This window comes from Colwellia sp. C2M11 (assembly GCF_018860915.1).
In the GTDB taxonomy this organism is placed as follows: Bacteria; Pseudomonadota; Gammaproteobacteria; order Enterobacterales; family Alteromonadaceae; genus Colwellia.
The window spans coordinates 169,122-194,922 of the sequence record NZ_JAHKQD010000055.1; the positions used below are offsets into that span (position 1 = coordinate 169,122).

Sequence of the window (25,801 nt, forward strand, 5' to 3'; positions counted from 1 at the left end):
TTTTAATATTAACAAGGGACACTTGCTTATAAAGCATATTAAAATAAAACAGGTTAACTAGCGACTCAAGAAATTCTTCTAAACTGTCCCAAATATTTTATCGCCTGCATCACCTAAACCTGGCACTATATAACCTTTTTCGTTAAGGTGACTGTCTACAGATGCAGTAAATATTTCGATGTCAGGATGAGCTTCAAGTGTTTTTGTAACTCCCTCAGGCGCCGCTACAAGTATAATTACTTTAATTTCTTTACATCCTGCTTTTTTAAGCATGTCGATAGTCGCAATCATTGAACCACCCGTTGCAAGCATTGGGTCAATTACTAGGCTCAAGCGTTCATCAATATTCCCCACTAGCTTTTCAAAGTACGGAATTGGCTCTAATGTTTCTTCATTACGTTGCAGCCCTACTACACTTACCTTAGCAGCTGGCAATAATTGCATTACGCCGTCCATCATACCCAAGCCCGCACGCAAAATAGGCACTACCGTGATTTTTTTCCCTTTAATATGTTGCACATTTAATTTATTGCCATCCCAACTCGTTATTTCGTTATCTTCAAGTGGTAGGTTTTTAGTCGCTTCGTAAGTTAATAATGTACCTACTTCAGAGCACAATTCACGAAAACTTTTAGTGCTAATGCCATATGCGCGCATTAAGCCGAGTTTATGTTGAACAAGAGGGTGAGTAATAACGTGAATAGCCATGATAAAAAACCTACTAAGACAATAATTAGCGATATTTTATATTAAAAATGATTATTTGACCTGTAGTTTTCAAGAGATTTTAATATCCGGTGTCAAAACATATGGTTTTGCTTGATATTTATGCAAGAGTTTAGCAAAACCTGTTTATTCAATATTACTCGCTAACCAGTTGTTCACCTGTTTAAGCATATAGCTATTCATTTTTTGATGTTGTGGACTCCAGCCAGCTAAAAACCGATAAAAATCTGCCCATGCAGCAGGCCATAAAAAAAGCCAGTCGTTAGCTATTTTATCTGCGGGTGCTTTTGGATGATAAGTAGTAATTGCTGCTTTTAAATTATCAAAATAATATACAAGGTACTCATCAGCGTATTCATGTAATTGCTTATCACTAAAGCAACTGGTCATAAAATACATGACATCAATTACCCCACTACCTGCACCTATATATTGAAAATCATAACCGAGTATTTTACCACGCTCATTTGCTGCAAAGTTAGCAAGTTTCGCATCACCATGAACCAGCGTTTTGTACGCACAACTTTGTAGTTGCTCATCTATTTTATGTGCAACATTTTTAATATCGGACTTTTTATCTGCGCTTTCTTTTAGTTTGTTGAACTCATCAGGACGCGTGCTTAAATGCCAGTAGTTACCTTGTTGCCATAACCCGTCAGTGGGCTTATTTAAGTTAAATGCATGAAAGTGCGCAAGCCAATTTAATATCGCTTTAATGTGTTGATGCCCAGCTTGAGCAAACCCATGCTTAGTGAAATCTTTAAATACCAAGACATATTCATCATCTTTATTAATTGCGTTTATACATTCAATACTTTGCGCATATATTGGTAAATGCAGGCTATGTAACTTATAAAAATGATATTCAACACGATAAGAATCTTGTTTTCTTTTTAGTGCAAATGCACTTTGTTTAATTTTAGGATGCCTTATGTAGCTGGGTACCTTAATCGCTTTAATTACACAGGCTTTATCATCAAGCTGGCACTGCACAATACTGCCACATCCGCTCCAAAGTGATGTTAGCGTATCGCGAATTTTAATCTGTTTAAAATGAAGCTCTACTAAAGGAAGGTAAAATGCCATAGCTATATTAAATAATTAATTTTTTGTAGTTTAACATTGGAAGATGCTCGTAATAACAGTATTTAATTGAAAAGCCTGTATGATTTTGCACAATGCATTAACCATTAACAAGGACACTCGCCTATAAAAACTATGTCCTCGTTAATTATTGAAAAAGATGACAGCTTTACCAAGTCCGTGTGCTTTGACTTGTTAGCCATTTGATGGTGCTGGAACCCAAGTTAAATTCAAATCAACATGAAATTCGTTTGGTTTTATTTTACCTTGGTCGGCTATGTTCACGACATTTGACCCAGTATCAATTGCGAGAAGTTCACCATTTGTAAATTTAATGAATAATACTTCACTTTGATGAATCAGGGTGTGATCCTCTCGCAAGCCAAACCACACTTTTTCAACTGTTTTACCGAGCATTTGGGTAGCTTGGCAGATAGAGTAATTGGATTCGATGCCACCATCAACAATCTTTGGTAAATACTGCATAATTTCCTGCCTTCTTAGTTCATGTGCTGCGGAAACAGTGAATTCTTGCTCTATAAGTTTTAACAGCAATTCAAAAGACTCAACGGCCTGCTCTAAATCACGATTAAAGAAGCTGAAGGCATCACATGACTTTGCAGAATTTCTTACGCCGTGACTACTATTGCCACGTTCAGTGCTTATTAGACTTAAAACTTTGTGCAACTGAGATTCTTTATCGAACTCTGTGAATACATGACGCAACAAAGTCGGCGGTTTCATATTCGCTGCTTCAAGTATTTTTTTTTGACGTTTTTCAGCCAGAGCGAGTAAACATTTTTTGGACAGACCATCAACGAGAAAACCGTATAAATTCTTATGTGAATCTTCATATGCGTGGGTATTCTGAGAACTTGGGTATGTGACAGAACTATTTGGAACCTTGGAATATAGAGGATACCCAGTGAGAGCTTTACAGCAAGCATTGATTTTCGCGATTACTGCTGTAAGGCGTTTTCTTGCTCCATTTTTCACTCCCCAGCTCCCCTGAATATTTCTATCAAACCACATGGTAAACCGCTCATCTGAATCTGCTAAAGCATCATCTTGAACGATAAATGGTGACCATTTCTTTTGTTCTAAGGACGCAGCGTTAGCTAAGTCTGGGATAAAAACAGCCAAGCATAGCCCTCCATCAGACTTTGTGTGATAGCCGAATCTAATTCGGATGTACTCATCACGTTTCCCCGAAGTATCAAGTTCCTCAAAATATTCTGCGGAGGTTTTTAGCTCACCTTCAAAGTAGTCAGTATCTATGGTGTATTTATGAGGGTTCGAGCTATATAGAGATAGAACATCTGCCTCAAAATATCCGATGACTCTCTGTGTCATGACTTCTCCCTAATGCCTAACAGCTTACTATGAGGTGACATACCTTCTTTCTACAAGAGAGTATTAATCATCCATAATTTTATAATTCATTGACATTACTCGATTGTTATCTGTAGATCAATCACTTAAAAACATCACATCTACTGCTTGATGTGTAAAAGAAGGTGATCCCCCTCCTTTCTTGTAGAAAGAAGGTATTACGGTATTATTGACTCTTTACTAAATAATATAGGGCACTATTTAAATAGAGGTGATGCTATAAAGTTCAATGCAAATAAAAAGCAGGATTACCGTGATATATCAAATAGTCCTTTTTTATTAGAGACGGTATCATTGTTAATATTCCTTAAATTTTTCAAATAATTAATACATAGGTTTACAACGCACTGCCCTAAGAGTATTCAACCGAAATTGTCGTATCAGATTAACGTAGAATAGTGTATAATCGCGCGCATTATTTTATGGTTATTGTATTTGATTTCTTCAATGAAGCCTTTGCTTAATAAATCACTTACTCACGCCTAATAATTAACAACATTAAACGGAATACATCATGCTTGCAGCAAATAATATTACCCAACAGTTTGGGGCTAAACCTCTATTTGAAAATATTTCACAAAAATTTGGTGGCGGAAATCGCTACGGTTTAATCGGTGCCAATGGTTGTGGTAAATCAACCTTTATGAAAATTTTAGGTGGTGATTTAGAACAAACCTCTGGCAATGTAAGCCTAGATACTGGTGAACGTTTGGGTAAGTTACGTCAAGACCAGTTCGCATTTGAAACATCGAGCGTTATTGATACCGTGATTATGGGTCATACTGAACTTTGGGCGGTAAAAGAAGAACGTGACCGTATTTATGCTTTACCTGAAATGAGTGAAGCTGACGGCATGAAAGTTGGTGACTTAGAATCAGAATATGCTGAAATGGATGGCTATAGTGCTGAAGCACGCGCTGGTGAATTACTCATTGGTGTTGGCATTCCTGTTGAACAACATTACGGATTAATGAGTGAAATTGCACCTGGCTTCAAATTACGTATATTATTGGCACAAGCACTGTTTTCAGATCCTGATATTTTATTACTTGATGAGCCAACCAACAACTTGGATATTCATACAATTCAATGGTTAGAAGAAACCTTAAATGAACGTAATTCAACGATGATTATCATTTCTCATGATAGACATTTCTTAAACAGTGTTTGTACTCACATGGCTGATTTAGATTACGGTGAGCTACGTGTTTATCCAGGTAACTATGATGAATATATGTTAGCGGCTACTCAAGCGCGCGCACGTTTATTAGCAGATAATGCCAAGAAAAAAGCACAAATTGGTGAGCTACAAGCTTTCGTTGCTCGTTTCTCTGCCAACGCATCTAAAGCAAAACAAGCAACTTCTCGCGCTAAACAAATTGATAAGATTCAATTAGACGAAGTTAAAGCATCAAGTCGTAGCAACCCATTTATTCGTTTTGAACAAGAAAAGAAATTATTCCGTAACGCTTTAGTTATTGAAAAAGCAAATAAAAGTTTTGATGAAAATCATATACTAAAAGATATTTCAGCCTTGATCGAAGTAGGTGAACGTGTCGCTATTATTGGTGAAAACGGTATTGGTAAAACTACCTTTTTACGTGCTTTAATGAGTGATGTTGGTTATGAACTTGATTCTGGTGAGTTTACTTGGTCTGAAAACGTTAATATTGGTTATTATGCTCAAGATCATGAATTTGAATTTGAAAACGACATGAACCTATTTGAGTGGATGAGCCAATGGCGTCAACCAACGGATGATGAACAAGCAGTTCGTGGTTACTTAGGCCGTTTATTATTCTCTGCTGATGATATTAAAAAGAACGTGAGCGTATTATCTGGTGGTGAAAAAGGTCGTATGTTATTTGGTAAGCTAATGATGCAAAAACCAAATATTTTAGTACTTGATGAGCCAACCAACCACATGGACATGGAGTCTATTGAATCATTAAACATGGCGCTTGAAAGCTATGAAGGCACATTGTTATTTGTTAGTCATGACCGTGAGTTTGTTTCAACAATTGCAACGCGTGTTATTGAATTAACAACCGACGGTTATGTTGACTTTGCCGGTACTTACGACGAGTACTTAGCAAGCAAAGCCTAAAATTTCATCCTTTTATAATACAAGGTAAGTCTCTTAATAAGATTACCTTGTATTATTATCGAATAGATTTAGCTAAATTTCACTATAACTGACTCTATTCTCTACCCTATTTATAAACTCAGATATGATGTGTTTTAAGGATTTTTTTTGTTAAGTTACCGTCACGCTTTTCATGCAGGAAACTTTGCTGATGTACTCAAGCATAGCGTACTAACACTTGTACTTGACTATATGACTCGTAAAGAGAAAGGCTTTCATTATATTGATAGCCACTCTGGCGCGGGCATGTATCAATTAGAAGATGAATATGCACAGAAAACAGGGGAGTATAAAGAAGGTATTGCCAAGTTAATCAATGAATCTGCTATACCTGAATCTCTTCAGCCTTATATTGATTTAATTAAATCATTAAACCCCAGTAGCACAAACACTGACGTGAACGATTTAACGTTATATCCGGGTTCTCCGGGCATTGCTAAACGTTTTATGCGCCGACAAGACAGTACTCACTTATTTGAACTACACCCTACAGACATTGAACATTTAAATGATTTTTGTTATCGCTGGAAAAAAGTGTTCGTTAAGCAAAGTGATGGTTATCAAGGTGTTTTAGGTTTAGTACCACCACCAAGTCGTCGTGGTGTTGTATTAATAGACCCACCATACGAGCTAAAAGAAGACTATAACAAAGCCGTTCAAACAATTATTAAAGCTTATACAAAGTTTGCTACTGGTACTTATATTCTTTGGTATCCGGTTGTTAAACGAGAGCTTGTTGAGCAGATGAGTTATACGTTTAGCAAAAGTGCGGTTAAAAATGTTTTACAAGTAGAATTTTGCTTAGAAAATGATACTGACAAATATGGAATGACTGGCACAGGGTTATTTATTGTTAATCCACCATGGCAATTGTCGGAACAACTTGATGAAATATTACCTTTCATGAAAAGCAAGTTAGGCACTAACAACACAAGTTATACCGTTAAACAGTTAATTCCTGAATAAAATAAATTCTGTTCAATTTATTTCAATTAAGATTTATCTCAATGATAGCTTCTCTTAATCATAGCTTCTCTCAATCATGGCTTCCCTTTACCATAATAAAGGTATGCATGATTGAGAGGAAAATTGTTTAAGTTAGGTTAGTACGATTAAAATAAACTAAAATATAAGCTACACAATTGGCTGATAACTTTTCACTTGATTAAACTCAAGCCCTTTCAGTATAAATAGATCGTCAACATAAAAATTGTCGGCACTACAAGCTTGCCACCATAGTTTCCAAGTTTCATCCGTTACTGTTTCATCAACTAAAACTCTAGGCGGTAATGGAGCAACTAAGCTTCCCATCGACATCTGTGAACCATAAGGCGTGCGTCTTTTTATCATTTGAGGCTCTAATTTAGTAGGATCATCTAAGCCCATACTGCCAACTAACTCAAAAAAGCTCTCTAGCGTATTATGATGAAAATACTTCACACGTTCACTTTTAACTTCAACATCAATCGCTTTCGCTCTTGCGGGATCTTGTGTTGCAATACCGGTTGGACAACGGTTAGTATTACAGTGTCTTGATTGAATACAACCAATGGCTAACATCATACTTCTTGCAGCATTCACAAGATCTGCACCTGCAGCTATTTTAGAAAGTAATTCAAAGCTTGATGCCGTTTTACCTGATGCGATAATTTTTATCTTATCTCGAAGGCCAACACCAATTAGTGCATTATGTACAATACTTACGCCCTCTAAACAAATCAAGCCTAAGCGATTAGCAAATTCAACTGGCGCAGCACCAGTACCGCCTTCAGCACCATCAACAGTAATAAAATCAGGCGTAATACCCGTTGCTAACATAGCCTTACAAAGACTTAAAAATTCAGCGGGATTACCAATACACAACTTAAAACCAATAGGTTTACCGCCACTTAACTCGCGCAATTGCTGAACAAACGCCAATAAAGCTTTAGGTGTGGTACATTCAGGGTTAACCGCAGGAGAAACACAGTCTCTGTCTTTTGGAATATGCCTAATACGAGCAATTTCATCGGTAATTTTTGCTTTTGGTAAAACACCACCATGACCCGGCTTAGCCCCCTGGCTTAACTTTATTTCTATCATTTTAACTTGTGGTAAGGCTGCCGTTTTTTTAAAGTTATCAGGATCAAAGCGCCCGCTTTCATCACGACAACCAAACAAACCTGTGCCTAATTGCCAAACCACATCGCCACCATGTTTTAAATGATACGGACTTGCGCCACCTTCACCAGTATTATGATAACAACCTGCTTTTTTTGCTCCTAAATTAAATGCTTCAATAGCGTTCTTACTTAATGAGCCAAAACTCATCGCTGAAATATTTAAATAAGAAGCTAAATAAGGTTGTTTACAACTATCCCCTCCAATCAGTACTTTTTTCGCGCTTTCTTTTATATGTACGGGTGATAAAGAATGCCATAAGCTTAAATAATTATCTTCCAACAAGTTGCGTTGCGTACCAAAAGCAATGGTATCAAGTTCATTTTTCGCACGGCGATAAACTAATGTACGTTGCTCGCGATTAAAAGGAAGCTCTTCGGTGTTATTGGCGATAAAGTACTGCTGTATTTCTACTCGAAAAGATTCTAGAAAATAACGTAAATAAGCTGCAACAGGGTAAAGTCTATTTAAACTATGACGACTATAAAACACATCATAAAGCCCAACAACACTGTACAGCATAGTGACCAACAATAAGATTAAACTAAAAACACTTGGGCTTTGTATATATAAGTAGCCAGCTGAAAAATTACCTAAGGTAACAATTAACCAGAGAAATTTTTGCATTATGGTCATGAAATTTTCCTATGAAATGAAAACAATTATTTTAATAATAATTCGTGTATTCTTTCTTAAATACTATCATTATTTATTTGGTTTTTTATATAAATTCTAAATAATCAAGGCTTAAACATTTACTGTGCTTAGTTTCCATATTACTCAAATCGAGCAATACTGGTCGCAAAAATAGTATTTAAGGCATAAAAAAAGCAACTAATGTTGCTTTTTAACGGTAATATCATTCTAAAAAATACCTACAAGTTAAACTAATAGCTTAATCCTGTTCTTTTTTAGTGCTATCTTCTATTTCCGCAGGTGTTAATGCTTTTTTACGCTTAATAATTTTCATTGCGCCAGCATCTTGTATATCAAGAAATGTTTTCTTAATAACTTTTCTTGGTCTATTGTCAGCAACCTTTTTACTCTTATTAACGACTGGTTTTGCTTTCTCTACTCTAGGTTTTTTCGGTTTCAAACCTTTAAAACTTACTTTGATACCTTCAACTTTATTAAAGCTAATTTTTTGTTGTAAGAAAGCTTCTACGTTTTTAAAGCTTAACCAATCATTAGGGCCAACCAATGAAATTGAATCTCCTTTTGTGCCCGCACGACCGGTGCGACCAATACGGTGAACAAATTCTTCAGTATGTTTAGGCATATCAAAATTAATAACATGAGAGACATTTACCAAATCAAGTCCGCGTGAAGCTAAATCTGTTGTTACTAATATTTTATGGTGTCCTTTAGCAAAGCTTTCCATTATCTGATTACGTTGACCTTGGTTTAGCTCACCACTTAACGCTACTGCATTAAGTTTTTCTTCAGATAACATTTTAGCTAAACGCTCGGTATCACTACGTGTTGCCGTAAAGATGATAACTTGTTGTGTTGTTTCACTCGTTAAAAAGTGCTGTAACAACGCTTCTTTTTGCGTCAAATTATCTGCAAGATAAAAGCGTTTGGTAATATCTAAATGTTCACTATGCCCAGCATTAATGGCAATACGCTTAGGTTTTTTCAATAATTCAGTGGCAAATTCATTCACTTGTGCATGGTCAAGTGTTGCTGAAAATAACAATGTTTGGCGTTTACGATGATTAGCGGCTTTATTTATTTGGCTCAACTCTTTACTGAAGCCTAAATCAAGCATGCGATCTGCTTCATCTAGAATTAATAATTCTAAGCCGTTTAAATAAAAGTGTCCTTGCGTTAAATGATCAGCTAACCGTCCTGGAGTTGCAACAATAAAGTGTGGCTCTTTCTCTAACACCTTTACTTGATCATTAAAGTTTTCACCACCTAAAATTAATACCGCTTTAAATTGCGTATTGGCAGTAAACAAGCGCAGTTGACTAAAGACTTGTTTTGCAAGCTCTCGTGTTGGCGTTAAAATCACAACACGAGGATCACGCTTAGACAAGGCTCTATTTTTCGTTAAGCGCTGAATTGCAGGTATAACAAAGGCTAAGGTTTTACCCGAGCCTGTTTTAGAAGAAGCAATTAAGTCATGCCCCGCCATTGCGGCAGGAATTGCCTGTTGCTGAATTTGTGTTGGTTCTTTAAAACCAAGGTGTTGAACAGTACTCATTAAAGTATTATCTAAACCAAGATCGCTAAATTGCAAATTTTTCTCCGAAAAAAGTAAGTATTACAGCCGTATTATAACCTGCATCGATACATTTATAACTAATAAATATTGCAAAAATTGACTTAATCAATATCTCTATGACGTTAACATCTACTGCCATGTAATAAAATAAAGATTAATTGATTTAACGCAAGTTATATAGCTTGTTTTTTTATTACCCTTTAATAGTAAATTCCTATATTTGGGTGATAAAATATGATGAATCAAATTCCAATCATTAACATATCAACTAATGCGCTTGTTACTACACCACATAAAGCTAAGTCATGTATATCTACACCAATAAAATCTGAAGCACGTAAACCTAAACCAACTAATGCAATGATTGATTTAATTACCCAAGTACGGCAAGATTTTCCATTCACTTTACCTGAAGCACAAATTTGTGCAGGTAAATGCGTCGGTTGTCCTAAAAAATTATTAGAGCTAGCTGACACTGAACTTTCAGAGTGGGAATCACGTATAGATCGAGGTGAAACGCCATTATTGGGGGATATTTCTCGCTTAGGTAAGTTATGTAAAAATATACGTAGAGGCTTAATCAGAAACGGCTTAGTACATTAAACCACTCGCATAACATTTGGGTTAGTTATATATTATTAATGCGCTTAAACGAAAAAAGGTAACAACCTTTAGATTGTTACCTTTTTAACATTTGCTTATTCTACAGCTTAGCTTAATTTAGCTTTGTGATTTAACCTGCTGTAATTCTTTCTTCAACAACAATAAGTGCTTGCTCAATACGCTCAATAACTTTACTTTGATCTAATAACGCTAGCGTAATATCAAGTGACGGTGAATTACCACCACCTGTAGCAGCAACTCGAAGTGGCATTCCAACTTTGCCCATGCCTACTTCTAACTCTTCTGCAGTATCGTTAATAGCCGCATGAATCAATGCTGGTTGCCAATCAGTTAATGCTGCAAGTTTTGCTTTAACTAATAATAAAGGCTCTTTTACTACTGGGCGCAAATGTTTTTTAACGGCTTTAGCATCAAGCTCAGAGAAGTCTTCATAAAAATAACGCGATATTTCTGCCATTTCTTTCAATGTTTTAACACGATCTGCTTGTATTTTTACAATTTCAGCAAGTGCAGGTCCATTACTCGTATCAATACCTTGATCTTTCATGTGCCAAGCAAGATGCTCTGCTACATATTCAGGGTCCATTGTTTTCATATAATGTTGGTTTACCCAAATAAGCTTATCGGTATTAAATCCAGATGGCGCACGGTTACAATCTTTTAAATCAAATAACTCGATCATTTCTTCGCGAGAAAAAATTTCTTTGTCACCATGTGACCAACCTAAACGTACTAAATAATTTAATAATGCTTCTGGTAAATAACCGTCATCACGGTATTGCATTACACTTACTGCGCCATGACGTTTAGATAAACGTTTACCATCATCACCTAAAATCATTGGAATATGTGCATATTCAGGAATTGTAGCGCCAAGTGCTGCTAGAATATTAATTTGTTTAGGTGTATTAGAGATATGATCATCACCACGAACAACATGAGTGACTTTCATATCCCAGTCATCAACAACAACAGTAAGGTTATAAGTTGGAGTTCCATCAGAACGTGCAATGATTAAATCATCAAGCTGGTCGTTACTAATAGTTATATCACCTTTAACCATATCTTTAATAACAACGTCACCGCCGATTGGATTTTTAAAACGAATTACAAAAGGTTTGTCTTCAGGGTAATCAGTACGTTCTCGCCATAAGCCATTATACTTTTCTATTTCGCCTTTAGCTTTGGCTTCTTCACGCATTGCATCAACTTCTTCAGCAGTACTATAACAACGGTATGCATTACCAGAAGCTAATAACTGTTCAATAACTTCTTTATAACGGTCAAAACGTTCAGTTTGAAAGTAAGGACCATGAGTCCATTCTAGGTTCAACCAATTCATACCATCCATAATGGCATCAACAGAAGCTTGTGTTGAACGTTCTAAATCGGTGTCTTCAATGCGAAGAATAAAGTCACCGCCATTCTTTTTAGCATAAAGCCAACTATATAAAGCAGTACGAGCACCACCAACATGTAAATAACCGGTAGGACTAGGGGCAAAACGAGTAGTTAAAGTCATAAAATTCTCAATATGAAAAAAACTAGGCTATATAAAGAAGCAGCCTAGAAAATAAATAAGTCTAAAATTGGCGACATTTTAACACTGTGCTTGTGCGAATTCACCTGTTAACAGAATTTGTTTACAACTAATCTCTAATATTGCGCAAAGATTTCAACGATAATGTCGACAAAAACACCGTTATGCGCAAAAAAAAATCAAACAATCACTTTTTCGAAAAAAATTAGTGTTTTTAGTAGTTTTTATGTTGACAGTATTTTGGATCTCCCTATAATACGCACCCACAGAGACGGACGATTAGCTCAGTTGGGAGAGCACCGCCCTTACAAGGCGGGGGTCACTGGTTCAAGCCCAGTATCGTCCACCATCTTTATTTAAGATGCTTTGTTACGGTTTCGAGTACCGTCCATTTAAAATGTGTAAACTCGAAGATAGATATATACTGCGGAGTGGTAGTTCAGTTGGTTAGAATACCGGCCTGTCACGCCGGGGGTCGCGGGTTCGAGTCCCGTCCACTCCGCCACTTATATCCATCAAAACGGGTTCGAGTCCCGTACATTATTAATAGTGTCAAACTCGAAGATATGTATATTCTGCGGAGTGGTAGTTCAGTTGGTTAGAATACCGGCCTGTCACGCCGGGGGTCGCGGGTTCGAGTCCCGTCCACTCCGCCACTATACTTATCGAGGTTAGAGCACCTTAAAAACTCAAAATTAAGCAAGATTTGCGGAGTGGTAGTTCAGTTGGTTAGAATACCGGCCTGTCACGCCGGGGGTCGCGGGTTCGAGTCCCGTCCACTCCGCCACTTGTTTAATTAATAATATCGGACGATTAGCTCAGTTGGGAGAGCACCGCCCTTACAAGGCGGGGGTCACTGGTTCAAGCCCAGTATCGTCCACCATTATTGATTCAAAGCACATCCTATTCCATATCATCTCTGATATCTATGGACGATTAGCTCAGTTGGGAGAGCACCGCCCTTACAAGGCGGGGGTCACTGGTTCAAGCCCAGTATCGTCCACCATTATAAAACTATACTTTTAAATAATTATTTTATATCCAGAATAATAAAAAGCACCTTCTACTCTTTACATCCCGCACCGTGTCACCAATTCAAGCCCAGTATCGTCCACCATTATAAAACTATAATTTTAAATAATTATTTTATATCCAGAATAATAAAAAGCACCTTCTACTCTTTACATCCCGCACCGTGTCACCAGTTCAAGCCCAGTATCGTCCTCCACTTTTAATTCAAGTAAATTCTGTTCAATATTATTTCTGATAACTATCAACGGTTAATTCGATAGTGAAAGCACCTTCTACTCTTTACATCCCGCACCGTGTCACCAGTTCAAGCCCAGTATCGTCCACCACTTTTAATTCAAGTAAATTCTGTTCAATATTATTTCTGATAACTATCAACGGTTAATTCGATAGTGAAAGCACCTTCTACTCTTAATTTTATAATCATTATTCCTTTTATTTTCAGTTTAATTTATATTAGCTAAATTATTTGTTATAAGACTAAACGCCAAAATATGTCATTTTATTAAAATTTTTTTAATAAACAGTAGTAAAGATCTACCTAAATTACAGCTAACCTTTATTTAGCTTATTACCGATATAACCTTTATCCACATAAAATTATGCAAAGACCAATGATAACTCGACAGATCTAGTCTCTTCACACGACTTCCGCGCTTTACTCTCTACTGCCACTTTGAAAATTATACATTCTTACCTTGTAATAATTACTATCACTTCAATCATTGCAATTAATAAATAAAAATAAAATATTAAATAACAAATACTTAAGAACTGGCATAACTGTCGCATTATATATAACGAATGTAATAACGAATGTATTATTTAACAAATTAATGGAGGTAAACATGTTGAATTGGGCAGTAACCTTTTTTGTTATCGCAATTATTGCAGCGATCTTCGGTTTTGGTGGTATAGCTGGTGCAGCCGCGGGAATGGCAAAAATTATATTTTTTATTTTTATCGTATTATTGGTTATTTCATTAATTGCCAATGCGTTACGAGGAAAAGCCCCTAGACCCTAAAGAAAGTTGTGAGCACAATAATTTCAAAACATTACAAACAGTTTATTTTTAACGGAGAATAACTATGAATATCAACAAAAACAAATCAATCTTGGTTTTAACACTTATTGCTGCTTTAAATTTAACAGCTTGTGCAGACGACCAAGTAGAAAATGCAGGTGAAAAAGTTGATGAAGTGATATCTGATACCGGCAATGCTATAGAAGATGCCTGTGAAAATGTAAAAGATGAAGTAGGTACTAAAGACAAAGACTGTTAGTTTTTAATCCTAACCATAAATACTGTTACTTATACGTAGCAGTATTTTTTTGATCGTAGTACTTAATAATTAAATGCTATTTATTAAGTAGGAAGAAAAATAATGAGCAATCCCCTTCACTTATTCATCAGAAAAATTTTTGCCCTATCATTTACACTAATTTTTTTAGGATTAGCCGCTGCTATTCTTATATCTTTAGTAATTAATGTATTTGATGGCATTGCAAGTGATATTGATATAATGCAAATATTTTTAAGTAGTATCAATACTGGTGTAATAGGTCTAGCTGTTTTTGAACTTGCATTGGTTATTAATAAAGAATATTCAAGTAATAAAGAAGATAAACAAGAAGATAAACAAGAAGATAAACAAGAAGATGATACTATTGCTACATTAAGAAGAACAATGCCTAGGTTTATTGGCACCGTATGCGTTGCATTATCACTTGAGGGGTTAATTATGGTTATAAAATATAGTCAATTAGATCTCGCGGGCAACCTATATTATCCAGTAGCGGTAATATCTTGTACTGCTCTATTATTAAGTGCTTTAGGTCTGTTTTTATACTTAACAAGTAAGCATACAGCCCACTCTTAATTTGATAACTTAAATGAACTGAATGATAGAAGAAAATAGTAACCCCCTCACCCGAAATATAAAAAGGACGCATCAAAAGAAGTACTATGAGCATTCAAGAAAAGGTTAAGAAAAAAACACATCAGTTCGTTGAGTCTAAATATATGCTTAGTAGTATTACTACCGCATCATTTTTAGAATCAACCATAGTACCTATACCTTTAGAAGCTGTTTTAGTCCCTTTAATGCAAGCACGTCGAGACAAGCTTTGGCTTATTTCCCTTATGGCTACTTTAGGGTGTATTATTGGTGCTTTATTTGGCTATGCTATGGGCTATTTTTTATTTGACGCCGTTGGTGATTGGATTATAAGTACATTTTCAACTCCTGAGCAATTTGAGAATATTAAACAAAGCATGCAAAAACAAGGTTTTTGGTTTGTCATAACCTTAGGCATTGTGCCGGTACCATTTCAAATCGCGATGCTTGCGGCAGGCGCAACTAAATACTCACTTACGCTCTTCTTAATCGCAGCAACTATTTCGCGATCTATCCGTTATTTTGGTTTGGCAATTCTAGTGTATTACGCAGGTGACAAAGCTGAGAAAATGATCCGTAAACATAAAACTAAAACAATGATTATCTTAACTGTATTTATAATAACAGTATGGGGTGTCGTCAGCTTTATTTAATAATTTTATAACAGCTTACCTAGAACCCTCTCCTCATACGATACCTGAAAATAATTTAGGCTGTAGAAGTAATTTATTCTTAAGGCTCAAGGATATTGACAATAAATAATAATGAGAGCTTAAATGAAAGCTTAGAGTTGATAAAAAGGATTAATAATCTCACAATTAATTTAACAGTAAATTAACTAAAGAAAAGTTAAGCAGCGATGAGCAACACAAGTAATCTACAAGGTAATACACTAAATATTCTGCTACTGTAATTTAAATAAAATATTTATTAGGGCTGTCCATTCAGGTTTTGATGAACTGTGTGTAGAATTATGACTATCATTTAATAATCCTTTAGCTAAACCAGCACCAAACGATGCTGCAAGCCCTTTTTCTGATGCCAATAAATTTTTCATGTTAGATTTGGCTGATAAGCTATTGTGCTTATCTAGCGCTGAAGCTGCGGTATATATTTGTTGAGTTTCTTCAACTTTTTTAATTTCGTTTTTGAGGATAAATTTCATACTATTCCCCTTCTATAATATCTGTAACTGTCGAATAAAAACCGACTAACTCCCATACAGATTTTAATTGTTTAAATAACCATAAACCAAACAAGACATTAATTATTAATAAAATAACAATAGATAAACTAATAGAGTGAATAAGCTCATAAACCACTAAGCCTGCGCCAATATTTAATAGTATCCATATTACTGCAGCTATAACAACGAGTGTTAAGCTAATAGCAAAAGATAATAAAATAGCACTGAGGCTAAGTTTAGCCTCAGCAACTACAAGGTTCTTAGACGCGATTAGTTTAGCAATTTTACTTCCAAATAACGCTTCAATACTTTCATATGTCTTGGTGAATGATGCTGATTGTGCGTTTGAATCATCATGAGGGGGTTGTTTGAAAACGCCCTCTTGCTCTGGAGTTTTCATACTAATTTACGCCTATATTATTTTCTTTTTAAAAAACTTGAAACCAACATACCTACTGAAAATGCGATACCAGCAGAAGCGACAGGATTTTCAATCGCATACTTTTTAACAGCTGACTTATTCCACTTGTCTTCTATTTCACTTTGCTTTTTCACAAATGTTTCTGAGCTATTATGTGCTGTTTCACGAATAGACTCCTCCGCTGAACCTACTTTTTCAGCTAATGCATCAACCGAATGATGCAATGAATCTTGTAATTTATCAGTCACTGAATGATCTTCTTGTATCGTTTTCTTAGTTGGAGTACTTACTGTTTTTTTAGTCGCTGACATAGTAATTTTTCCTTTTGTCGTTTAATAGAACGATGCAATTCTCATTGCCCTCGCTATAGTGGTGCAACTATCAAACCAATATTTAAATGCTTAATTATCAATAACATATTGTTTTACTTTTGTTTTAAAAGTAATCTTAATGAAAAGTTTACAAAAGAAATTGAATAATTTTCACTCTATTAACTATGGACCGTAAATCTATAAGTAGTTGATAAGTAAAATTCAAACAACTAATAACATAGTACTATATGGAGGTAGCCGTGGCATTAGCAGCGAATAATGGTAAAGTTGTTCGCTACACGTAAAGTGGGTACCGATGATCTTAAGATATTTAGCTAAATAAGTTAGTAAAAAACAATAGCGATATTTATTTCAGGTATGATAATAAAGTATAAGTGTCTAGTTAGAATAGACTTTCTTATAATACAACGAAAAAATAATACTAAAGAATAATTCAATAATTAGGATATAAAATGCTTTCTGCTATAACGGCCCTAACATTTTTATTTGTTATCGCAACCATTATACCTTTATCACGCAGCTCTCATTGGCTGCTACGAGCCTTCGATTTTCCGCGATTACAATTTATTATTTGTGGCTTTATTTTACTCATCAACCAACTGATTTTTATGAAAATATCTACTATTTTATTCTTTGTTTGCTTTAGTCTAACGATATTTTCCATCGCTTGGCAATTATGGTGGGTTTTACCTTACACCAGGTTTTGGCATAAAGAAGTTGAATCATCAAAAGACAATGATGAAAAAAATCAATTAACAATTCTTAATTTCAATGTTCTTATGACGAATAGAGATGCTAAGGCCTTAGTAGAACTAGTTAAACGTCATAATCCTGATGTACTCGTCACCTTAGAGACTGATATATGGTGGGAGAATGCTCTGAGTACGCTAACCAATGAAATGCCTTATACTATTAATTGCCCTTTAGATAATTTATATGGCATGCATGTTTTTTCTAAACTTCCTTTGGCAGAGCAAGAAATTAAATATCTTGTTGAACAAGATATTCCGTCAATGCATACCTTGATAACACTCAGAAATGGCACTAAAGTTCGCGCTCACTTTCTTCATCCAGCGCCACCTAGTCCGACAGAAAATGAGCGTTCTTCAGAGCGCGATGCGGAATTGATAATGGTAGCGGAGAGCATTGCTAAAACTGAACAACCTGTAATAGTTTCTGGCGATCTTAATGACGTAGCTTGGTCGTCTACAACCCGCCTTTTTAGAAAAATAAGTGGTTTGTTAGATCCTCGTATAGGTAGAGGTATGTTTAATACTTTTCATACCTCATATATATTTGCGCGGTGGCCTTTAGATCATATATTTCATAGTAAGCACTTCACGTTAGCTAAAATTAAGCGCTTACCTTCTATAGGCTCAGATCATTTTCCACTACTTACAACACTCTCATATAATCCTAACAAAAAACAAAAAGGAATCACCGCTGAGCCTGAAGATATAAAAAGAACAAAGGATATTACCCAAGTAGAAAATGTTAGCCATCATGATGTACCAGAGCCAGGTGAGTAGTATTAAGTAGGAAAATATAAGCTCATAATCGTTAAAATTACCCATTGAAGCACCTAAAACAAGGTTGGAATATAAGTGACATCAATCCCAGAAGAAAAAAAGACTGTAAATAAAAGCTTAGTTTGTCATATTACACTAACAGTTCTCGCTGTTATTTATACTGCATACTTTGCACAAGAATTAATTCTACTTTTAGTCGCTTCAGCGTTAATATCATTGTTATTAAGTTCAGGGGTTAATACCTTGGAGCGCTTTTATGTTCCAAGAGTATTGGGCGCGATATTTCTATTAAGTTGCTTAATTGTGCCTACCAGTGCATTAGTCAGTCAATTAGAAGAGCCGGTCACGAAATGGACAAAAATGCTCCCCAAAATTTCTACGCATATTTCAGAAAAGCTAGATGAATATCAAAATATTATCGACACTGAAAGTACTGATAATGTAAATAGTACACAAGAAATTAGCGATAGTTGGTTTTCATGGTTCAAAGAAAAGCCTAAAATTTCCAATAACTCTGAAAATAAATCGATGATTCAAACTCAATTGAAGGAATCATTATTTTCTTTTGCTGCTGAATTTATGGTTCTAGCTCCTTTTGCTCTTATACAGCTTATCACCGCCATCATTTTAATTTTATTTACACTGGTATATTCTCCCAAACTTTTTAGACACTATGTACAGCTTTTTGTGATTGAGAGTAGACAAAAAAAAGCATTTAAATTTGTACTAGACATACAGCAGCAACTATCTCGATATATATTAACCGTTAGTCTAATTAACTTATTTCTAAGCTTAATCGCAATGCTGTTATTCACGTTAATGGGTTTAGAAGATGCTTTATTATGGGGATTAATTGTCGGCTTTGTTAATTTCATTCCATTCGTTGGTCCCGCTTTTGCTTTAGGCGCTATTACGCTGGCAAGCTCTGTTCAATGGGGAACAGATATCAAGGTATTGATCATTGTTTGTAGTGTATTATCACTTAATATACTTGAATCACAATTTATAACCCCTTTAGTTTTAGCTAAGAACATGCGTGTTAACCCTTTTATCATTATTGTTTGGTTATTAATCATAGGTTGGTTATGGGGTTTGATTGGATTATTGATTGCTGTGCCTTTACTTGTCTGTATAAAACTAATACTTACTCTGTTTGAACAAACACAGCCATGGGTTAAGTTTTTAGAAACCTAATGTACAAAAAGCTTTTATAAATAGGTTTTGAGGTCATTGGTTTTCTCCTTTGATCTCAATATTTCTTTAGGCCTGGGTTTATAATGTATTAGTTTAGAATGCATGAGTTTAAAATAACTTATTCATTGCATAGTGATTTAATGCTTAAGTGTAATAGAAACCGTTAACCCAGGATTAGACGACGACATAGATATAGAACCTCCATGAAGTTCAACAATGGCTTTAACAATAGGAAGCCCTAAACCAAAACCATCCCCTTGGCGGCTAGAGTCTACTTGGTAAAGTCGCCTAAACACCGCGTCATAATGCTCTTTAGCAATTCCAGGTCCATTATCACAAACAACAATGTCAGTTTGTTGTGATGAAATATGGCATGTTAACGCAATATTTCCTGCTGCTTGGGTATATTTAATGGCATTATCGACAACATTAAAAATAGCGCGAAATAAAAGGTTTGGCTCCCCTTTAAGCCTTGATAAAGAAGATTCCTCATCTATTGTTATATTCAATGTCAGTTTTTGATTTTTTTCTTCGGCAAGTGGCGTCGCTAAGTCGATAACATCTTCACAAAGTGTTTCAATATTTACAGTCTTAAATGTACTTTTTGGGACACCTTTTTCTAATCGTGATAATTCTAACATGGCATTAAATGTGTCTATTATCTGATCTATTTCGTCTAACAGTGCTATACGCCATTGTGCATCTGCGCTGTTTTCATCAAATGCTGTTAAGCTATCTTCAACAGAAATACGAATGCGAGATAACGGTGTACGTAAGTCATGAGCTACATTGTCTGTTACTTGTGCGACTGAATTAATTAAATCATCAATCTCATCTAACATTTGATTGATTTGATCGGCAATCATGTCAAATTCATCTTGTTTGCTACTGATAGGCAGTCTTGATTTTAACCGTCCCGCTTTTACATTAGCAGTCAGTTCGCCTATCTGTTTCACTCTTGAGAGTACTCGCTGGTTTAATAAAAAACCTGAAATAAGTGTAACGATCAAGGCAAATAGTAAAGCGCCAACGCTTGCCGTTATAAAACGGCTTTCAAGAACCTGATAGTTATTATCAAATAATGCTATTGATAAACTACCAAATCGTGTCTCTAAATTGGTACCTAATACTATTTCAACGGTTGTTTCACCTAAGTGATTCACAACAGCTATTGGAAAGTGTTGTAACGATGGGAATTTTGCTAAATTTTTTGGCAAACTGCTTAAGTTACCAATAACATTATCATCATTTTTTAATACCAAAATAATTGCACCACTTCTATCAATTCGCTGTTGTATCGCTGTTTGAAAGTCGGCTTTAGTCATACTTGGACTATGAGAAAGGTCTGAAAATCCTTGTGCGGCAATGGTGACTTGTGTTGCTATTTGACGCTTTTGTTCACCCACGGTAAATTGATAAACCAGCGCCAAAATACTTGAACAAATAAGTAATACAATAAGGGTAAAAATTAAGGTGAAGCGCCAAATCGAGGTTCGGGTAAAAACTTTAAATCGTTCTAACCACATACCCGGCTCCTCGAACAGTATGTATAAGTTGAGGCTGACCGTTTTCTTCCAGTTTTTTTCTTAACTTTGCTACATGAACATCTATTACATTGGTCTTAGGATCAAAATGATAATCCCAAACTGATTCAAATAATAATGTTCTTGAAATCACCTGACCTTGGTGCTCTAGTAAATAGCGTAATAATTGAAACTCCTTAGGCTGTATCGTTAGCTCTTTACCATCTCTAACGACTTTATGACCTACCAAGTCCATTACTAAATTATCAATGGTAAGCTCTGTTGCAAGCCCATTTTTATGTGATGATGTACGATGGCGTTCAACCAGAATACTTGCTCGAATATACAATTCTTGAAAAGAGAATGGTTTAGTTAAATAATCATCACCTCCCGCCTGCAAACCTTTAATTCTCTCATCTACGTGACCTAATGCACTTAAAATAATTACTGGTGTCTTGATATTAGCCGCACGCATTGCCGATAATAATGCTAAACCATCCATTTTCGGCAACATACGGTCAAGTACAACAAGGTCATAACTATTACTTGTTGCAAAGAAAAGACCGTCAGGTCCGTTTTCTGCGGTATCAACTATATTTCCTTGTTCAACAAAACCTTTTTTAATATATTCAAGGGTTGTCTTATCATCTTCAATAACCAGTAATTTCATGCTCTAAACCTACTTCTTAAATACAGGAATGATTTGATTATTATTAGCATCTACCAGCCAATCTTTTTCGCCATCATTGTCAATTGTTTCTAGCTCAAAAAATAATACACCTTGTTTATCTTCGACTTCTATTTCTTGTAATAATGCAGATTCATCAAGTTTTATCGCGTCAATAGCATCCAGAATAGAGTATTTCATTGTTGCTAACTTTTTAGCGGTAACAATACGATCATCTTCGAAGAACCATGAAAATAGGCGATTCCATTCTTTTTCAACCACTTCACCAGTTTGAATAGAAATAATCAATTTTATTTTTTTATCGGCTTCAATATCTATCAATTTAATTTCGTGAAAATATACATTGTTTTTATCGTCATCAAGATCATAACTATAAATAACGCCATTATATTCTTGTTGAACTTTTCTAATAACTTTTTGGGCCGTAATACCTGACTTGTCAATTATCGATTTAGCTACTGCTAACTCTTCTTTATCTGAGCTAGCCCAACTAGATGAGATTGTTCCGGCTGTAATTAAAGTAGCTAAAGTGAATGAGATTAGTGCGTTTAAACGTTTCATAATATTGTCCTCTGATTGGAATAGTAACAGTTTACCTTCCTCTTATTAAAGGCAATATTTACGTAACATTAATTATTGTTAATGATAGCGACTAAATCATCATCAACACCACTTGCAGCAATAACTGGGTTCCATAATTTAAAATAGTTTTCGCCTGCAAAAATATTGTTCGCTTTTCCGCCAGCTTCCGCTAGTAATACTCCCTGCAGCTACGTAGGCTAAGCTTAATGCTCCATTACTACCTACAGTACCATATTGCCAAAACTTTTTTAATCACTATAAAACAACACCTTACATTACAATTCATCTTTATTAATAAAAGTTAATCTTAGGTTCATCTTCACTTTATAACGCATTAGGTACACTTATTAACAGTTAATAATTAGGAGTACACAAAATGAAATCAATTACTTTAATACCAATGGCTTTAACTTTAATAACCACCTCGATTATCAGCGTTGCGCAACCTGCCAAGCATATTACCACTGTTGTACCAGCCTTAGAAACACGCTCACATTATAGCGATGCTCAAGGTAACTTTACTGATGTTGATGATCCGGCCATTTGGGTTCATCCAACAGATAAAAGTAAAAGTCTAGTTGTTACTGCCCTGAAAAAAGGTGGTATTGATGTTTACAACATGCAAGGCGAACTTTTACAATTTATTAAACCTGAACCTGCTCCACCGTGTGAAAGTTCGGTGAAAAAATGTAAAAATAAAGCTGGCAGACTTAACAATGTTGAGATTGTTTATGACTTTAATTTAGATGGTAAAAGTGTCGATTTAGTTTTACTGTCTGATCGTGGTTTAGACAAATTGGCTATTTATACTATTGATGTTAATGCTGATAAGTTACTCACTTATGTAACAGCGCCAACAGCACCTTTAATTTTCACTAAAAATCAAAAAAAAGTTAATAAAGGCAACACGGCTTATGGTTTAGCGACAGCTAAAACCGATAAAACCATGGCTTTTGTTACCCAAAATAGTGAAACCCGTGTTGCCCAATTGGAAGTTTTCGATAATGGTAACGGCACGATCAGTTATAAAAATATAGCAAACTTAGATTTTCCTGAGAAATTTCTATTACCTGATAATAGCCTATGGACTCCTTGTTCAGAGGAAGATGGCGAACATCCTCATTTAGAAGGTATGGTTGCAGATATTGACAATAATGCCCTATTCCTTGCCCAAGAAGATGTGGGTATTTGGAAAGTAAGCCTTAGTGACGTTGCTAATAGCCAAAAATGGCAACTTATTTCTAAAGTAAATGCTTATGGCGTGCCTTACAGTCGCAAATGGAGTGACGCCGAAGACGAATATATTTGTAAGCTCGATACCAGTAAAGATAATGACTACGGTAATGACCACCTTATCGCCGATGTTGAAGGTTTAACCATTTATGATGGTGGCAACGGTAAAGGCTATTTACTTGCTTCAAGCCAAGGTGATAATACCATTGCGTTATTTAATCGAATGGCACCTTATGAATACATTAATTCATTTACTGTCGGCGATGGCGATATTGATGGCGCAGATGAAACTGATGGCATGATGGTAGTAAATGCTAATTTTGGCAAAGAATTTAGCCAAGGTGTTTTAGTTATGCAAGACGGTGATAATAAGCCACCAAAAGGGTCATCGACTAAATCAGGTGTAAAACGAGAAAGTACCAATTTTAAATATGTTTCATGGAAAGGTATTGCTGAAGCATTAAACTTACCAATAAATACCGCTTTTAAACGTCAATAGCGCTCTTAATTTATGACGAAAAAACACCACAAAATTTTTGCTTTCGTGGTGTTTCTTATAATCTCCAGCCGGTGAGCATACATAAAACGTTTCATTTTCTACAGTCACGGAAACTGAAGCCGCAATTAGTGTTGCTCACATAACACTTTACTCTTGGAGCAAAGGGCTACTCCCCCGAAAACAAGTATATTTACTCTTAAATTCCTTAATACCAGCAAACTCATTGCAACCTAGTGTATGAATTCTTACATTTAAATAATAATGAATTCTTTGTGTTAATTCATAAGTATTTTATTATGTCAATTCAGAAACTTAAAGCTATAGCTTAGAAAGAACAGACAATAAATAAAGAGAGACTGATTAATGAGTTCAGAAAAACCTAAAAACAAACCTTTATTGGAAATAATATTTAATGTTGCGTTGCCTTCGTGGTTATTAATGAAGTTTTCAGGACCTGAATATTTAGGTGTGGTGCTTGGGTTGATTGTCGCACTATCATTTCCCATAGGTTATGCCATCTATGATTATGTAAGAACGAAAGAAACCAACTTTATATCAGTGTTTGGCTTTTTTAGTGTTTTGTTAACAGGTGGTATTGCACTATTTGAATTGAGTGTTGAGTGGTTAGCCATTAAAGAGGCTTCTATTCCTGGGTTAATTGCAGTGTTTGTAGTTTTCTCTGGTATATATGGCAAGCCTTTAATCGCAAAAATACTGTTAAATGAATCTATAATTGATGTAAATATGGTCTATAACAAATTAAATGACTTAGGGAAAATGAATGAATTTGTTACTAGGATGGCATTTGCCAATCATTTATTGGCATTAACCTTTGTTTTTTCGTCAATTATGAATTACTTGCTGGCAAAATGGCTTGTTAAAAGCCCTGCTGGTACGGTTATGTTTAATGAAGAGCTTGGTCATATGACATTAATGAGCTATCCCGTTATTGCCATACCATCAATGTTAATGCTGGTTGGCCTTTTGATTTATGTGACGAAGGTGATTAAAGAATTAACAGGATACAAATATACGGAATTAATGATCCAACAGTAAACTTTTAGCCATAAGCAGACATTAAGCCTTTGCAAATTCATGAGCATATTTAAGTCAATATTGGCCAGCATGTTCTTCTCACTTATAGGGCTGGTTTAAACTCAAAGTGGACTGTGGTAGGTTATTCCAAACGTCATTTTTTCGTATATCTGACGAATTCATTTGAATATTTCCAAGCTCGTCTTGGATTGTTGTACTTTGGCATGAGACACCTCTTCTTTAGTTAGATTTTGGTGTCCGTTTTATCGGGGGAGGAGCAATCACCTTGTTGATTTCTTGTTAGGTGTTTTTATCACTTTTGTCTGGAATATCATTGCACAAAGCACACTCTACACCTTTACGTGATTGATATAGTCTTGAACATATAAACACTGCTGTTGTAATCAATGACCAAGTACAAGCAAAAATTAATGCTTCTTGAACTGAATGCTGTTTAAGCAACTCAACTATAAAAAGTAAGGCTGCTACTCCAAGAAATACTTTTAATGCTCTAACGAACCAAAACTTAAATCCCATTTGAACTCCAAACCTGAGAAACACCTAACGCCACAATGTGCGGATTTTAAAAGTGGAGGCGAAGCCGGGGCTTTTAAAATTCCGAACCATTGCCTTGGTACGCCCAGCATGGGCATGAACTAATGAGGTGAAAGTCCTCTGTAGGAAGATCACCGTTTAATGAGTTTTATTAAACGCTAACTACTAGCGAATAGCAAGGGCTTTTCTGTGAAG

General features: G+C 35.4%; 24 protein-coding genes and 6 tRNA genes. 17 read left to right on the forward strand and 13 right to left on the reverse strand.

Annotated elements, in window-relative coordinates:
- Window positions 1–78: 78 nt before the first annotated feature.
- The 3 genes from upp to KO509_RS17810 all read right to left on the reverse strand — a co-directional run bounded on the left by upp (window position 79) and on the right by KO509_RS17810 (window position 3,162).
- Window positions 79–708, reverse strand: coding sequence for a uracil phosphoribosyltransferase (gene upp, locus KO509_RS17800; RefSeq protein WP_215974604.1), 630 nt, complete (start codon window positions 706–708; stop codon window positions 79–81).
- A 144-nt stretch (window positions 709–852) separates the two neighbouring features.
- Window positions 853–1,812 carry a phosphotransferase gene (locus KO509_RS17805; RefSeq protein WP_215974605.1) on the reverse strand — a complete coding sequence of 320 codons (960 nt, stop codon included), beginning with the start codon at window positions 1,810–1,812 and terminating at the stop codon, window positions 853–855.
- Window positions 1,813–2,004: 192 nt separating this feature from the next.
- On the reverse strand, window positions 2,005–3,162 hold the full coding sequence (locus KO509_RS17810) for a hypothetical protein (RefSeq protein WP_215974606.1): 1,158 nt from the start codon (window positions 3,160–3,162) through the stop codon (window positions 2,005–2,007).
- 553 nt (window positions 3,163–3,715) lie between these two features.
- On the opposite strand from KO509_RS17810, the gene KO509_RS17815 reads away from it, so the two are divergent.
- Both KO509_RS17815 and rlmJ read left to right on the forward strand, forming a co-directional pair.
- Entirely contained in the window at window positions 3,716–5,308 is a 1,593-nt protein-coding gene (locus KO509_RS17815; RefSeq protein WP_215974607.1) for an ABC-F family ATPase, read from the forward strand.
- A 147-nt stretch (window positions 5,309–5,455) separates the two neighbouring features.
- Window positions 5,456–6,313, forward strand: a complete 858-nt coding sequence (gene rlmJ, locus KO509_RS17820; RefSeq protein ID WP_215974608.1) for a 23S rRNA (adenine(2030)-N(6))-methyltransferase RlmJ — start codon at window positions 5,456–5,458, stop codon at window positions 6,311–6,313.
- A 168-nt stretch (window positions 6,314–6,481) separates the two neighbouring features.
- Here rlmJ and KO509_RS17825 read toward each other — a convergent pair whose 3' ends face one another.
- Entirely contained in the window at window positions 6,482–8,143 is a 1,662-nt protein-coding gene (locus KO509_RS17825; RefSeq protein WP_215974609.1) for an FMN-binding glutamate synthase family protein, read from the reverse strand.
- Between the two features lie 259 nt (window positions 8,144–8,402).
- Complete coding sequence (locus KO509_RS17830; RefSeq protein WP_215974610.1) at window positions 8,403–9,752, reverse strand: DEAD/DEAH box helicase; 1,350 nt, start codon at window positions 9,750–9,752, stop codon at window positions 8,403–8,405.
- Between the two features lie 219 nt (window positions 9,753–9,971).
- Here KO509_RS17830 and KO509_RS17835 point away from each other — a divergent pair, with 219 nt between their 5' ends.
- Window positions 9,972–10,340, forward strand: a complete 369-nt coding sequence (locus tag KO509_RS17835) for a hypothetical protein (protein ID WP_354668423.1) — start codon at window positions 9,972–9,974, stop codon at window positions 10,338–10,340.
- A gap of 130 nt (window positions 10,341–10,470) precedes the next feature.
- On the opposite strand, the gene gltX is transcribed toward KO509_RS17835, so the two are convergent.
- Complete coding sequence (gltX, locus tag KO509_RS17840) at window positions 10,471–11,883, reverse strand: glutamate--tRNA ligase (RefSeq protein WP_215974611.1); 1,413 nt, start codon at window positions 11,881–11,883, stop codon at window positions 10,471–10,473.
- A gap of 291 nt (window positions 11,884–12,174) precedes the next feature.
- On the opposite strand from gltX, the gene KO509_RS17845 reads away from it, so the two are divergent.
- The 10 genes from KO509_RS17845 (at window position 12,175) to KO509_RS17890 (ending at window position 15,482) form a co-directional block, all read left to right on the forward strand.
- Window positions 12,175–12,250 (forward strand) — tRNA-Val (locus KO509_RS17845).
- A 79-nt stretch (window positions 12,251–12,329) separates the two neighbouring features.
- Window positions 12,330–12,406: transfer RNA gene (locus KO509_RS17850), tRNA-Asp, on the forward strand.
- Window positions 12,407–12,480: 74 nt separating this feature from the next.
- Window positions 12,481–12,557, forward strand: a tRNA-Asp gene (locus tag KO509_RS17855).
- 54 nt (window positions 12,558–12,611) lie between these two features.
- Window positions 12,612–12,688: transfer RNA gene (locus tag KO509_RS17860), tRNA-Asp, on the forward strand.
- 20 nt (window positions 12,689–12,708) lie between these two features.
- Window positions 12,709–12,784: transfer RNA gene (locus KO509_RS17865), tRNA-Val, on the forward strand.
- Window positions 12,785–12,831: 47 nt separating this feature from the next.
- Window positions 12,832–12,907: transfer RNA gene (locus tag KO509_RS17870), tRNA-Val, on the forward strand.
- 871 nt (window positions 12,908–13,778) lie between these two features.
- Complete coding sequence (locus tag KO509_RS17875; RefSeq protein ID WP_159819628.1) at window positions 13,779–13,955, forward strand: DUF1328 family protein; 177 nt, start codon at window positions 13,779–13,781, stop codon at window positions 13,953–13,955.
- A 64-nt stretch (window positions 13,956–14,019) separates the two neighbouring features.
- Window positions 14,020–14,214 carry a hypothetical protein gene (locus KO509_RS17880; protein WP_215974612.1) on the forward strand — a complete coding sequence of 65 codons (195 nt, stop codon included), beginning with the start codon at window positions 14,020–14,022 and terminating at the stop codon, window positions 14,212–14,214.
- A gap of 102 nt (window positions 14,215–14,316) precedes the next feature.
- A complete protein-coding gene (locus KO509_RS17885; protein ID WP_215974613.1) occupies window positions 14,317–14,811 on the forward strand; it encodes a hypothetical protein in 495 nt (164 codons plus the stop codon).
- An 86-nt stretch (window positions 14,812–14,897) separates the two neighbouring features.
- Window positions 14,898–15,482 carry a VTT domain-containing protein gene (locus KO509_RS17890; protein WP_215974614.1) on the forward strand — a complete coding sequence of 195 codons (585 nt, stop codon included), beginning with the start codon at window positions 14,898–14,900 and terminating at the stop codon, window positions 15,480–15,482.
- Between the two features lie 251 nt (window positions 15,483–15,733).
- Here the strand turns inward: KO509_RS17890 and KO509_RS17895 are convergent, their stop codons facing one another.
- Genes KO509_RS17895 through KO509_RS17905 form a run of 3 tightly spaced genes read right to left on the reverse strand, consistent with a single transcriptional unit; the run spans window position 15,734 to window position 16,747 of the window.
- Window positions 15,734–15,994: a hypothetical protein gene (locus tag KO509_RS17895; RefSeq protein ID WP_215974615.1), complete on the reverse strand. Its 261-nt coding sequence runs from the start codon at window positions 15,992–15,994 to the stop codon at window positions 15,734–15,736.
- A gap of 1 nt (window position 15,995) precedes the next feature.
- A complete protein-coding gene (locus KO509_RS17900) occupies window positions 15,996–16,415 on the reverse strand; it encodes a hypothetical protein (RefSeq protein WP_215974616.1) in 420 nt (139 codons plus the stop codon).
- A gap of 17 nt (window positions 16,416–16,432) precedes the next feature.
- Window positions 16,433–16,747, reverse strand: coding sequence for a DUF883 domain-containing protein (locus tag KO509_RS17905; RefSeq protein WP_215974617.1), 315 nt, complete (start codon window positions 16,745–16,747; stop codon window positions 16,433–16,435).
- Window positions 16,748–17,220: 473 nt separating this feature from the next.
- Between KO509_RS17905 and KO509_RS17910 the strand changes: the two genes are divergently transcribed.
- Both KO509_RS17910 and KO509_RS17915 read left to right on the forward strand, forming a co-directional pair.
- Window positions 17,221–18,297: an endonuclease/exonuclease/phosphatase family protein gene (locus KO509_RS17910; protein WP_215974618.1), complete on the forward strand. Its 1,077-nt coding sequence runs from the start codon at window positions 17,221–17,223 to the stop codon at window positions 18,295–18,297.
- A 75-nt stretch (window positions 18,298–18,372) separates the two neighbouring features.
- Window positions 18,373–19,491, forward strand: a complete 1,119-nt coding sequence (locus tag KO509_RS17915; protein WP_215974619.1) for an AI-2E family transporter — start codon at window positions 18,373–18,375, stop codon at window positions 19,489–19,491.
- Window positions 19,492–19,628: 137 nt separating this feature from the next.
- On the opposite strand, the gene KO509_RS17920 is transcribed toward KO509_RS17915, so the two are convergent.
- The 3 genes from KO509_RS17920 to KO509_RS17930 are packed head-to-tail and all read right to left on the reverse strand — an operon-like array spanning window position 19,629 to window position 22,263.
- Window positions 19,629–21,017 (reverse strand): ATP-binding protein, encoded by a 1,389-nt coding sequence (locus tag KO509_RS17920; RefSeq protein WP_215974620.1) that lies wholly within the window; start codon window positions 21,015–21,017, stop codon window positions 19,629–19,631.
- A complete protein-coding gene (locus tag KO509_RS17925) occupies window positions 20,998–21,684 on the reverse strand; it encodes a response regulator transcription factor (protein ID WP_215974621.1) in 687 nt (228 codons plus the stop codon). Before KO509_RS17925 ends, KO509_RS17920 begins: the two co-directional genes overlap by 20 nt.
- A gap of 9 nt (window positions 21,685–21,693) precedes the next feature.
- Complete coding sequence (locus KO509_RS17930; protein WP_215974622.1) at window positions 21,694–22,263, reverse strand: PepSY domain-containing protein; 570 nt, start codon at window positions 22,261–22,263, stop codon at window positions 21,694–21,696.
- Between the two features lie 397 nt (window positions 22,264–22,660).
- Here KO509_RS17930 and KO509_RS17935 point away from each other — a divergent pair, with 397 nt between their 5' ends.
- Window positions 22,661–24,016, forward strand: coding sequence for a phytase (locus tag KO509_RS17935; RefSeq protein WP_215974623.1), 1,356 nt, complete (start codon window positions 22,661–22,663; stop codon window positions 24,014–24,016).
- Window positions 24,017–24,379: 363 nt separating this feature from the next.
- Window positions 24,380–25,072 carry a VC0807 family protein gene (locus KO509_RS17940; RefSeq protein ID WP_215974624.1) on the forward strand — a complete coding sequence of 231 codons (693 nt, stop codon included), beginning with the start codon at window positions 24,380–24,382 and terminating at the stop codon, window positions 25,070–25,072.
- A 279-nt stretch (window positions 25,073–25,351) separates the two neighbouring features.
- Here KO509_RS17940 and KO509_RS17945 read toward each other — a convergent pair whose 3' ends face one another.
- A complete protein-coding gene (locus KO509_RS17945; RefSeq protein WP_028835826.1) occupies window positions 25,352–25,588 on the reverse strand; it encodes a hypothetical protein in 237 nt (78 codons plus the stop codon).
- Between the last annotated feature and the right edge of the window lie 213 nt (window positions 25,589–25,801).